At 62.4% G+C, this 12,184-nt stretch carries 8 protein-coding genes; 7 read left to right on the top strand and 1 reads right to left on the bottom strand.

All coding sequences use genetic code 11. The features are described 5' to 3' along the window. The first annotated feature begins 10 nt into the window (after positions 1–10). The 5 genes from F8N85_RS17980 to F8N85_RS17960 all read left to right on the top strand — a co-directional run bounded on the left by F8N85_RS17980 (position 11) and on the right by F8N85_RS17960 (position 6,961). Entirely contained in the window at positions 11–1,180 is a 1,170-nt protein-coding gene (locus F8N85_RS17980) for an acyl-CoA dehydrogenase family protein (protein WP_150804894.1), read from the top strand. A 65-nt stretch (positions 1,181–1,245) separates the two neighbouring features. Next, a complete protein-coding gene (locus F8N85_RS17975; protein WP_150804893.1) occupies positions 1,246–2,466 on the top strand; it encodes an acyl-CoA dehydrogenase family protein in 1,221 nt (406 codons plus the stop codon). Further along, complete coding sequence (locus tag F8N85_RS17970) at positions 2,463–3,605, top strand: acyl-CoA dehydrogenase family protein (protein ID WP_150804892.1); 1,143 nt, start codon at positions 2,463–2,465, stop codon at positions 3,603–3,605. Before F8N85_RS17975 ends, F8N85_RS17970 begins: the two co-directional genes overlap by 4 nt. Before the next feature lie 198 nt (positions 3,606–3,803). Next, positions 3,804–5,486, top strand: a complete 1,683-nt coding sequence (locus tag F8N85_RS17965) for a class I adenylate-forming enzyme family protein (RefSeq protein WP_150804891.1) — start codon at positions 3,804–3,806, stop codon at positions 5,484–5,486. 116 nt (positions 5,487–5,602) lie between these two features. Further along, positions 5,603–6,961: a DUF1329 domain-containing protein gene (locus tag F8N85_RS17960; protein WP_150804890.1), complete on the top strand. Its 1,359-nt coding sequence runs from the start codon at positions 5,603–5,605 to the stop codon at positions 6,959–6,961. 584 nt (positions 6,962–7,545) lie between these two features. On the opposite strand, the gene F8N85_RS17955 is transcribed toward F8N85_RS17960, so the two are convergent. Continuing rightward, the gene (locus F8N85_RS17955) at positions 7,546–8,904 is read right to left on the bottom strand and encodes a spinster family MFS transporter (RefSeq protein WP_150804889.1); all 1,359 of its coding nucleotides are present in this window, start codon (positions 8,902–8,904) and stop codon (positions 7,546–7,548) included. Positions 8,905–9,248: 344 nt separating this feature from the next. Between F8N85_RS17955 and F8N85_RS17950 the strand changes: the two genes are divergently transcribed. Then, a complete protein-coding gene (locus tag F8N85_RS17950) occupies positions 9,249–11,111 on the top strand; it encodes a long-chain-acyl-CoA synthetase (RefSeq protein ID WP_150804888.1) in 1,863 nt (620 codons plus the stop codon). 168 nt (positions 11,112–11,279) lie between these two features. Further along, the gene (locus tag F8N85_RS17945) at positions 11,280–12,116 is read left to right on the top strand and encodes an SDR family NAD(P)-dependent oxidoreductase (protein WP_150804887.1); all 837 of its coding nucleotides are present in this window, start codon (positions 11,280–11,282) and stop codon (positions 12,114–12,116) included. The last annotated feature ends 68 nt before the right edge of the window (positions 12,117–12,184 follow it).

Raw genomic sequence — 12,184 nt, 5'->3', positions numbered from 1 at the left:
GGAGCAGCATATGTTCGTCGACCTCACTCCCGAACAACATGCCCTGCGCCACAAGGTGCGGGACTATTTCCAGGCCCTGATGACCCCGGACATGCGCGAGCAGTTGCGCGGCAAGGAAGGCGGCGAGCTGTTTCGCCAGACCATCCGCCAGATGGGGCGCGACGGCTGGCTGGCGGTCGGCTGGCCGAAGGCCCATGGCGGTCAGGGCTACGCCGCCACCGAACAGTTGATCTTCTTCGAAGAAGCCAACATCGCCGGGGCACCGCTGCCGTTCGTGACTATCAGCACTGTCGGCCCGGCCTTGATGGCCCATGGCAGCGAGCTGCAGAAAGAGCGTTTTCTGCCAGGGATCGCCGCGGGCGAAATCATGTTCGCCATCGGTTACTCCGAACCCGGCGCCGGCAGCGATCTGGCGGTGCTGAAAACCAGTGCCCGCCAGGACGATGAAGGCTTCGTGGTCAATGGCAACAAGCTGTGGACTTCGGGTGCCGAATCGGCCGATTTCGTCTGGCTGGCGGCCCGCACCGATCCGACCGAGGCGCGGCATAAAGGCATTTCGCTGTTGATCGTCGATACCACGACACCGGGTTTCTCCCACACCCTGATTCCTACTACCAGCATTCCCACCACGGCCACCTACTACGACAACGTGCGGGTGCCCAGCGAGATGCTGGTGGGTCAGTTGAACGGCGGCTGGAAGCTGATCACCTCGCAACTGAACCACGAACGCCTGGGCCTGGGCACTTGGTCGGACAAGGTGGTGGCGCTGTTTCGCCGGGTTTACCTGTGGGCGCGGGCCCGCGACGAGCAGGGCCGTCGGGCGATGGACAAGGCCTGGGTGCGCAGTTCGCTGGCCGAGTGTTATGCACGCCTGGAAGCGATGCGCCTGATCAACATGCGCATCGCCGCCGACCTGGAGCACGAGCGCATGAACGTCGCGCTGAGTTCGACCACCAAGGTGTTCGGCTCGGAGTCGGCGATCGAGATCCTGCGCAAGCTGGCGGCGATCGTCGGCGCCAATGGCTCGATGCGCAGCGGCTCGGCGGCCACCCTGTTGCAGGGTGAACTGGAATTTGAATTGCGCTCTGCCCCGACCCTGACCTTTGGCGGCGGCACCAATGAAATCCAGCGCGAGCTGATCGCCCAGTTTGGCCTCGGCATGCCGCGTACCCAACGCTGAAGCTCGTCCATCAAAAACAAAAACCGTACTCGCCCCCGATCCGGGGCGAGTCGAAGGGGACTTTCATGAGCACTATCGAGCAATTTCGGCAGGACACCCGTGCCTGGCTGGAGGCCAATTGCCCACTGTCGATGCGCACCGGCATGGCTGAAGGCGATGTGGTGTGGGGCAGTCAGAACCCGCAATTTCCCTGTGAAGACGCACGCCTGTGGTTCGAACGCATGCGCGACAAGCGCTGGTTCTGTCCCGAGTGGCCTGAGGAATATGGCGGCGCGGGCCTGAGTGACGAACAGCTGTCGGTGCTGGAAAGCGAGATGCGTCGCATCAAGTGCCGCCCACCGCAAATCAACCTGGGCATCTGGATGCTCGGGCCGGTGTTGCTGGCGTTCGGCAGCGATGAGCAGAAACGCGATCTGTTGCCGCCGATCGCCCGTGGTGAAGTGCGCTGGTGCCAGGGCTTTTCCGAGCCGAACGCCGGTTCGGACCTGGCCAGCCTGAAGATGGCCGCGCGTGATGCCGGCGATCACTTCGTGGTGGATGGCAGCAAGATCTGGACTTCCTACGGCGACAAATCCGACTGGATGTATGCCTTGGTGCGCACCGACTTCAGCGCGCCTAAACATGAAGGCATCAGCCTGATCGTGCTGGACATGCGCAGCCCTGGCGTCACGCCACAGCCGATCGATTTGATCAGCGGAAAATCGGCGTTCTGCCAGGTGTTCTTCGATGGTGTGAAGGTGCCCAAGAGCCAGTTGATCGGACCGTTGAATGGTGGCTGGAACCTGGCCAAGTACCTGTTGCAGCACGAACGCAAGGCGATGTCGAAATTCGGCGAGTTCAGCCTGCCGTCGCACTTCGACCTTCTGGCCTTGATGCGTGAATACGTGCCGGCGCCACAGACCATGAGTGAACACGCATTGCAGGCGCGGGCCACGGCCTGTGCGATGAACGAGCATGCCTACAACCTGACCGTGCAGCGCATGGGTGAAGAGGCGCGGGCCGGTGATGACATCGGCGGCCTGATGTCGATCATGAAGCTGGTGCACACCGAACAGGAGCGCGACAAGTTCGAAGTACTGCTCGACGCCATGGCCGGGCATGCCTTCGGCTGGGAGAGCACGGCGTTCAGTGAGCAGCAACTGGCGATTACCCGCGCCTGGCTCAACAGCTACGCGCTGACCATCTCGGGAGGGGCCTCGGAGATCCAGCTCAACGTTATCGCCAAGCGCGTGCTTGGTTTGCCTGAAGTGAAGAAGACTGCCGTGAAAACAGGAGTACAGCTATGAGCCTGCGTTATAGCGATGAACAGCGCTTGCTGGCCGACAGCGCGCGGGACTTTCTCGCCGCTCGCAGCCCGGTCAGTGCCCAGCGTCGACTGCGCGATGACGCGGTGGACCTGGGCTTCGATGCGCCGTTGTGGCGCGACGCAGTTGACCTGGGCTGGAGCGCAATTCCGTTTCCCGAAGACTTCGGAGGCCTGGATTTCGGCTGCAAGGGCCTGGGACCGATCTTCGAATCCATGGGCCGCAACCTGTCCGCCTCGCCGCTGTTGTCCAGCGTAGTACTCGGCGGTTCGCTGTTGCACCTGGCGGGCAACTCGGCGCAACAGACGCACTGGTTGCAAGCGGTGATCGGTGGCGAACAACGCCTGGCCTTGGCTGTGGACGAACGCTCGCGCCACGATCCGAGCCGCATTGCCCTTGAGGCGAAGGCCGAGGGGCAGGGCTATTGCCTGCACGGCGACAAATTCTGGGTCGTCGACGGGATGGGTGCCGATGCCTATGTGGTGGCGGCGCGCACGTCCGGGCAGCCGGGCGACACGCAAGGCATCAGCCTGTTCCTGGTGCCCGCCGATACGCAGGGCCTGACCGTCAGCGCCTTGTCGCTGATCGATTCGCGCAATAGCGCACGCCTGCAACTGGACCACGTGCAACTGGGGGCGGAGGCGCTGCTAGGCAGCCTGGGCGCAGGCTGGACCGCGCTGGAAACCGCACTGGACCGGGGCCGCACCTGCCTCGCCGCGGAGCTGTTGGGGATGGCCGAGCGACTGTTCGAGACCACCCTGGAGTACCTCAAGACCCGCGAGCAGTTCGACACGCCGATTGGCACCTTCCAGGTCCTGCAACATCGCGCCGCACAGATGTACATCGACCTGGCGTTGAGCCGCAGCGCCCTGATGGCCGCGCTGGCGACCCTGGATGACGCCGGCCACGATGCCCGGACACGCTCTCGATTGGTCAGCCTCGCCAAATGGAAGGCCGGCGACACGGCGATCAAGGTGGCCAACGAAGCGGTGCAGATGCACGGCGGCATTGGCGTCACCGACGAGCTGGATGTCGGCCTGTACCTCAAGCGCGCTCGCGTTGCACAGAGCTGCCTGGGCGACCGGGATTTCCATTGCGAACGGTATTTGGCCCACGCGTAGAACCTGTAGGCAGTCAACTCCTGTGGGAGCGAGACCGGCTTGCCGGCGATAGCGGTGCAACAGGCGGCATTGATTTCGACTGATACGCCCCCATCGCGAGCAGGCTCGCTTCCACAGGGATGTCCGCTTGACCGACTGACATCGGCCCAATTGCACGCCTGTGGGTGCGCATCCTCGGCTGTTCTGGAGAAAACACAGATGAGCATTGAACGCTGGCAAACCGCGTGGCAACAATTGATCGCCCCGGGTTCGCCCTTTGAAGTGGTGACGCCGGATGACGGCGCACCACGCTATTTCCGTCACGCCGCGCACGACCTGCTGCACGTGATCGACGCCGGTCGTGTCCACGGCGACCGTGAGTTCCTGGTCTGGCAGTCGCAGCGCCTGACCTTCAATCAGTACTATGACCAGGTTGACCGCCTCGCCGAGCAGATGGTCGCTCGTTTTGGCCTGCAACCGGGCGAGCGGGTGGCGATTGCCATGCGCAACCAGCCGGCGTGGCTGGTGGCCTTCGCCGCGATCCTGCGCTGTGGTGCGGTGTGTGTGCCGCTCAACAGTTGGGGCCTGCGCGACGAGTTGCAGTACGCGCTGCAAGACAGCGGTTCGCGTCTGCTGCTGTGCGACGAAGCGCGCCTCAAGACCCTGCGCGAAGATCTGGCCCGTGAGCAGCGGGCGACGATTGTCGTCGGAGTCCAGGAAGAAACGTTGCCCGAGTACTGCCTGCGTTTAGAAGACTTGATCAGCGCGCCGGCATTACCGTTGCCTGCGCTGGAAATTGATCCCGACGCGCCAGCACTGATCCTTTACACCTCCGGCACCACCAGTCGCGCCAAGGGCGCAGTGTCCACTCACCGGGCCATCTGCCAGGCGCTGTTCGCACTGGATTTCCAGGGCGCGTTTTGCGCCATGAGCTCACCGGAACGCATCGGCGTGGTGATCAACAGCGGCTTCGCGCCAACCACGCTGGCGGCTGTTCCGCTGTTCCATGTCAGCGGCTTGCATGCGCAGTTCCTGTCGGCATTGCGCGGCGGTCGGCGCTTGATGCTGATGTACAAGTGGGATGTCGAACGGGCCATCGATCTGATTCGCGATGAGCGCTGCACCCAGTTCAACGGGGCACCGGTAATGATGCAGCAACTGCTCGCTTCGCCGCGCTTTGGCAGTGAGCAAACCGCCAGCCTGTTTGGCTTGGGGTTGGGCGGTGGAGCTTCGTCCGCCGGGGTGCTCGACAACATGCTCAAGCTCAAGCCTGACGCCATTGGCGGCGCCGGCTACGGCCTGACCGAAAGCAACGGCATCGGCGCGGCGATTGGTGGCGATCAGTTTGTGTACAAGCCGGCAACGGCGGGCTGGGCGCTGCCGATCGTCGATATTCGCATCGGTGACAGCCCTGGCCAGCCGCAGTTGGCGAACACCCGCGGGGTGATCTGGCTGCGTTCGCCGACCCTGATGAGCGCCTACTGGAATCTGCCCGAGGCCACTGCGCAAAGCCTGCGCGACGGTTGGCTCGACACCGGCGATATCGGCTACCTCGACGATGAGGGCTTCCTCAGCATCACCGGGCGGGTCAAGGAGTTGATCAACCGCGGTGGCGAGAAGATTTCCGCGGCTGAAATCGAAACCTGCATCCTCGATATGCCCGGCGTTCTGGAGGCAGCGGCGTTCGCCATCGCCGACCCGTTGCTGGGTGAGACGGTGGGGCTGGCCGTGCATGGCCAGGCATCGACGCTGCCCCAGGAGGCGCAAGTCTGCGCATTCATCGCTGAGCGCCTGGCCGCCTACAAGGTGCCGACGCAGGTCTATCGGGCACTCGAGCCCTTGCCACGCAATGCCACCGGCAAGGTGCTCAAGGCACAACTGCAAGAAAAGTTGGGCGCATAACGCAGCCTTAGTCTTTCCGGACGATGTTTGGGCCGGCAGAACACGAACAATGGGTCCATACCACAAAGCCTTATCAGCGTAGGAGGCAGTACATGAAAATAACAAGAACAGGTCTCATGCTCGCGGTCGCAGTCACAGCCAATAGCGGGCTGATGGGTGCTGCGCACGCCGAGGTGTCACCTCAGGAAGCCGCCAAGCTGGGCAAGGAGCTGACCTGTGTCGGCGCCGAGCAAGCCGGTAACGCCGCGGGCACCATTCCGCCATACACCGGCAAATACCTGGGTGAAGTGCCGGGCTGGAATCATGTGAAGTTCTCCGGTGACCAGCCGGTTGATCCCTATGCGGCGGAGAAGCCGATCCTGGTGATTACCGCGCAGAACATGAGCCAGTACGAGTCGCACCTGACAGAAGGGCAGAAGACCCTGCTGAAGAAGTACCCGACCACTTACAAAATGAACATCTACCCCGGCCACCGGGATTTCCGCTACCCCGATTACGTTTGCCGCCGCGTGATGGACAATGCGCTGACCGCCAAGCTGGTCAACGACGGTGCAGGTTTCACCGGGATCGGCCAGGTGCCGTTCCCGATCCCCAAAAACGGCATGGAATTGCTGTGGAACCACCAACTGCCGGCACGTGCCTACACCGAGGAAAAAACCTCCGACCTGGCCTCGGTGCTGCCCAACGGCAGCATCGGCTGGGGACGTGCCTACGCACGTAACCTGGCACTGGCCAACTCACCGACCGTCGACTCCAGGACCGAAGACAAGATTGCGGCCATGAGCAACAACATGACCCTCAAACCGGCCCGCGACAACGGCAACTTGAGCATTTCCCATGAACCCTACAACTTCGGCACCGATGCGCGCCAGGCCTGGTCGTACAGCCCGTCCACCCGGCGCGTACGGCAACTGCCGGGTTACGGGTACGATCAGCCGATGATCGGCACCAACGGCACCATGACCGTCGACGAAGACCGCTTGTACAACGGTTCACCGGAGCGCTTCTCCTGGAAACTGATCGGCAAGCGCGAGATCTACAGCCCGGCCAACGCCTTCAAGCCCAACACCGGCACCGTCAAATACGCCGACATACTGACGCCCAACCATCCCAACCCTGACTTCATGCGTTATGAGTTGCGACGCGTGTGGGTGCTGGAGGCCGACTTGAAGGACGGCTATCGCCATGTCTATGGCAAGCGCGTGCTGTTCATCGACGAAGACACCTGGAACGCGGTCATGGCCGACAACTACGACGCCCGTGGGCAGTTGTGGAAACACGCCATGATCAACTACTACTACCACCCCGACATGAGCGGCTGGCAGGCCGGTTCGCAGTTCTTCATGGACTTGAACTCTGGCCAGTACACCGGCTACGGCATGACCAACGAAGCGAAGAAAGGGCCGATCCTCAACGAAGGCAAATTCACCCCGGACCAATACACCGCGGATGCGGCGCGTGCGATAGGGCGCTAACCCGTTCGGCAACACCCGCTACAAGCAAAGGCCTCGCCGGATAACGGCGAGGCTTTTTTTTGGTTCATCACGGAATCCCGGGGAACACAGAAGCAAGAACGCCGCAAGACTACGCATGACCGACCTCGAAAATGTGTAAATACCGATGCCCTGTGGGAGCGCAGTGCCAAGTTTAACGGGCACACGGCACTGCCTGACTTTACGACGGCTACGCCATCGGACGCAGCCTTCGGCAGCTGCTACGAGTTTAGGGACGCCGCAAATCTACCGTGGGAGCGGGCTTGCTCGCGATGGCATCGCAGCAGTTCAACTGCAAGACCGCGTCGCTTGCATCGCGAGCAAGCCCGCTCCCACAGGGTTGGCGCCGTTCTTGTGGGCATAGGTATACCTATGCTGTGGCGGGTGCCGAAAGCACTGCTCGCCTGGCGCACCAATGCAAAACGCCCGATGCACTGCATCGGGCGCTTCAAACAAGCCAGGTGGGGCGGGGAATTGCTCCCTGAAAGCATCAACCTGTTTCAGGGTGACGCAGTGACCGATGGCCAGGGGCAGGTTTTGCTCAGGCATAAACGGATCAAAAGAAATCAGGCAATGGCCGCATCCGCCGGCTCGGCAGGTAGTTCGATCGGCCGTGCCAGTTGAGCCCGATAGCGGGGCAGGGCCATGGCGAGGAACAGTGCGGCGAGCAACACCATGGAGACCGACGCCGCCAGCGCATAGCGCAGCGCTTCACCCCCCAGGCTCGGCGTGAAGTAATCGCTGAGCATGCCGATCATCAGCGGACCGATGCCGACCCCGAGCATGGTCATTGCCATGACGAAAATGGAAGAGGCCTGGCCCAGGTGTTTAGGCGCAAACAAGTGGGTGATCGCGCCTAGGCAGGGCGTCGCCCACCAGGTGCCGAAGAAGCTGAACACGCTGTAGAAAAGGAAGGCCGTTGGTACCTGAATGCCGCCGATATGGAAGGCAATGCCGGGTGGCCAGAGGAAGAAAGCCAAGCTCGAGGGAATGCAGATCAAGGTGGCCAACAAAGGCACGCCAATCTGCCAGGCCGGATCGCGCCGGGCCATGCGGTCGGTAAACATGCCGCAGGTCAAAGTGCCGACGGTAGCGCCGATGCCACCGGCCACACCGACGAGGACGCCTGCTTCCTGCAGGTTCAAGCCGTGGGAACGGATCAGAAAACTCGGGCTCCAGGTGCCTATGGCATAACCGGCGATGGCCCAGGCTCCGCCGGTGAGCACCAGCCATACGAAGGATGGGGTCTGGAACAATCGAGCCAGAGTCTTGGCCCAGCCTTCCTGAGCGTCCGGGCTCTGCGCGAGGTGTGCAGGCACAGCGGCGGTTGTGCGTACGGCGACGGTTTTTGGCGTCCGTACCGTGAGCCAGAGCAACAGACCGAGAAAGATGCCCGGTGCGCCGAACAGCAGAAAGGCGAAACGCCAGCCGTAATGTTGGGCAAGCCAGCCACCCAGACCGAGCCCGAAGATTGCGCCGAGGGCAGAACCGAGCATCAGTACCGACAGCGCCGTTGAGCGGCGAGCTGGCGGGTATAGCTCTGCGACCATGGCCACCGACGGCGCGGTGCCGCCCGCCTCACCGACGGCCACGCCGACACGCGCCATTACCAGTGTCAGGAAACTGCCGGCCATGCCACACGCCATGGTCATCACACTCCAGGCGATGCAACAGGCGGCGATCACCGGTTTGCGGCCGATGCGGTCGGAGAGGCGTCCCAGAGGGAAACCAAAAAGACCGTAGAAGACCGCGAAGGTCACGCCGGAAAGTAACCCGATACCCGTGTCGGATATGCCGAACTCAGCCTTCACCGGCTCGATCAGGATCGCCATCAACTGCCGGTCGATGTGGTTGAAGACATAAATACTGGTCAGCACGAACAACGCGTAGTGCGTGCGCCAGGTGGTATGGATGGGTGGGTTCACAGCGGGTACTCCGGTTCTTGTTTTAGTACACGGGATCGTCCTCCTGGTCGAGAGGGTGAAGCGACGTCCGTTCAGACTACAGCCACTGGGGCTCCAGCCTGGAACGGCATGTTACCGGTGGCGTGCAGGGCCGTCCTGGCTGTTGGTCGGCCCGAATCTTTTTAGTCTTATCGGACGATGTCGTTCTGGCGGGTAGCGTTAATTATTCGCCGCGTACTCGGCCCTCAGGCGTCGGATCGCGCGAGCGCAAGATCGCTGTGCCGCCTTCGTGCCCACGGTTATCGGGATGAGCCGAATGGAGCGCGAGCGTTGGCATGAATGGCAGGTTTTCTACGGAGTCAGACATGAACGGTTTCAATAAACTGAGTCAACTGGCGAATCTCGACAACGGGCCTGTGTCCCGCGAACAGACCCAAGCCATGCTCGATCGCCGGGCAGTGGCCAGCGGACAGATCAAGCCGGCGGACCGCAACACCATCGCCGACCGCGTGGAAGAGCAAGCCAGGCGTTTCGCTGAGCGCCCGTTCATCATTTATGCCGAGCAGCGCTTGAGCTATGCCGAGGTGGATGCCCGCGCCAACCAGCTGGCGCACGTCTTCCACGCCCGTGGTTTGCGCCCGGGCGATGTCTGCGCCATCGCCATGGAAAACCGCCCGGAGTTCTTCTGCTGTTGGTTTGGCCTGGCCAAACTGGGGGTAGTGGTGGCCTTTATCAATACTCAGGTGAGCGGTCGAGCGTTGCTGCACGCACTGGAGTCCACCGCAGCCAAGGTCATGGTAGTGGGGGAGGAATGCCTCACCCATCTGTTGACCACCGATGGCCTGCCGGACCTGCCCTGGTTGCTCATGCCGGACGCCGAGAACCCCGCGAGCGAGTCATTGCGCGCGAGGGTCGATACGGTTTTCGCCAACCAGGTGGCGGCTGCACCGCGCACCGCGTTCCCACGCGAGCTGCGTGCCGAGCTACCGGCCGAGACGCCGTGCCTGCTCATTTTCACTTCGGGCACCACCGGTTTGCCCAAGGCGGCGGTCTATAGCCACATGCGCTGGATGTCTATCGGCGATGTGATGGAAGTGACCCTCGCTGCCACGACCGAGGACGTTTTTTACTGCTGCTTGCCGCTCTATCACGGCGCTGCGGCGACGTCGGTGACCGCCACTGCGCTGCGCGTCGGGGCGAGTATCGTGATTCGCCGCAAGTTCAGTGTCCGCGAATTCTGGAACGACATCCGCCGCCACCGCATCAGCATTTTCCAGTACATCGGTGAAATCTGCCGCTACCTGCTCAATCAGCCGGTGGTCGATGGCGAACGTGAACACAGCTTGCGTTGCTTGCTGGGCGCGGGTCTGACCCCGGACTCCTGGCAGCGCTGGGTGGAACGTTTCGGCCCGATCCAGATTTTCGAGGGCTGGAGCGCCACCGAGGCCAACACCAACATCATCAATCTGGACAACCGCCCAGGCTCCTGCGGCCGCGTGCCGTTCTGGAACAAGACCAACATGCGCCTGGTCCGTTACGACGTTGAAAGCGAGAGTCATCCGCGCGACGAGCAGGGCTTCTACCGTCTTTGCGAGGTTGGCGAGATCGGTGAGGGCATGGGCTTTATCATCGATCATCCGCACATCGGTGGCGGCCGCTTCGAGGGTTACACCTCGGCGCAGGCTACCGACAGCAAGATTCGCCGCAACGTCTTCAGCCAGGGCGATGCGTACTGGAGTTCTGGAGACCTGTTGCGCTATGACGAGGATGGCTACTTCTACTTCGTCGACCGCATCGGCGATACCTTCCGCTGGAAAAGCGAGAACGTTTCCACCCAGGAAGTCGCCGATGCCCTGGGCGATTTTCCGGGGCTGGAACTGATCAATGTCTACGGTGTTCAGGTCCCCGAGCACGAAGGCCGCGCCGGAATGGCCGCGGTGCTGATGCAGGCGGGCCAGGATTTCGACCCCGAGGCGTTCTACGCGCTGACTGAAGCTCGCCTGCCACGCTATGCCGCACCGATCTTCGTGCGGGTGTCGGCCGCGGCCGACCTGACCAGTACCTTCAAGCTGCGCAAGGTCGACTTGCAGCGCCAGGGTTATGCTCCGACGGCCTTCGCCGATCCGCTGTACATCCGCGATGAAAGCCGCCGCAGCTATCAGCCCTACTCGGCCGAGTTGCTCGCCAGCATCGGCCTGAAGGCCTTCGCGGCTACCCCTCAAACCTGATGTTTGCGATAACCCTCATACCCCTTCGACGGTAGTCCCATCGGACGATGCCTGCCGTGCGGGGAGTTGCAAATAATCCCGGGCCAACTGCGCACCAAATCAGTACCTGGGTTATTTGCGAATCAACCGCAGGTCCATCGACAGCACAATAATAAGAAGGATGGCAGCATGCTCGATTTCAAAGGCAAGACGGTTCTCGTCACCGGTGGTGGCGTGGGTATAGGGCGGGCGATAGTCGAGGCTTTCGGCCGCGCGGGTGCACGCCTGGTGGTGGCTGAAGTCGATGCCGAACGGGCCGCGCAGGTGCGCGACTGGCTGCAGACTGCCGGTGTCGAAGCACTGGTCGTGGAAGGCGACATCACCCGCAAGGAACAAGTGGCAAGCTTGGCCGAGCAGGTCGAGGCGCGCTTCGGCGGACTCGATGTACTGGTGAACAACGTCGGCGATTCGCTGATGATCTTCAAACCCTTCGACAGCTACACCGACGACGACATCGATCGCCTGTACGCCGTCAATCTGCAGCATATTTTCCGCGTGACGCGCGCCATGTTGCCGCTGCTGCGCCGCCAGGGTGCCGGTGGCAGCATCATCAGCCTGTCGTCGATCGAAGGCTTCCGGGGAATCCCCAACTGCAGCGTCTACGCCGCCTTCAAGTCTGCCATTGGCGGCTTCACCAAAAGCCTGGCGCTGGAGCTGGGGCCGGTGGGCATTCGCGTCAACCAGATCGCCCCCGAATCCACGGAGACGCCGCAACTGCCGATGTCCGCGATGATTGGCGCCGAGCACCGGGAGCAAATCCCCAACTGGATTCCGCTCGGTCGTTTCGGCAAGGTCGAGGACATGGCGGGTGCCGCGCTTTACCTGGCCAGCCCGTTGGCCGCCTGGGTGACTGGCACCACCCTGCACGTGGACGGCGGAGCGCTGGCCGCCGCTGGCTGGTACCGCGACCCGCGTGGCACCTGGACCAACATGCCGGTGATGAGCGGCAACGGTTTCAACTTTTGAACACACCGCAGCACGCGGGATAGTTGTTTTTCGTGCCCGCAATCGCCTGGGCACGCCTACCGAATCGG

This window comes from Pseudomonas fluorescens (genome assembly GCF_902497875.1).
GTDB classification, from domain to species: Bacteria; Pseudomonadota; Gammaproteobacteria; order Pseudomonadales; family Pseudomonadaceae; genus Aquipseudomonas; species Aquipseudomonas fluorescens_BR.
Note: the sequence above shows the minus strand (reverse complement) of the source record. Positions and strands in the feature narration are given on the sequence as shown.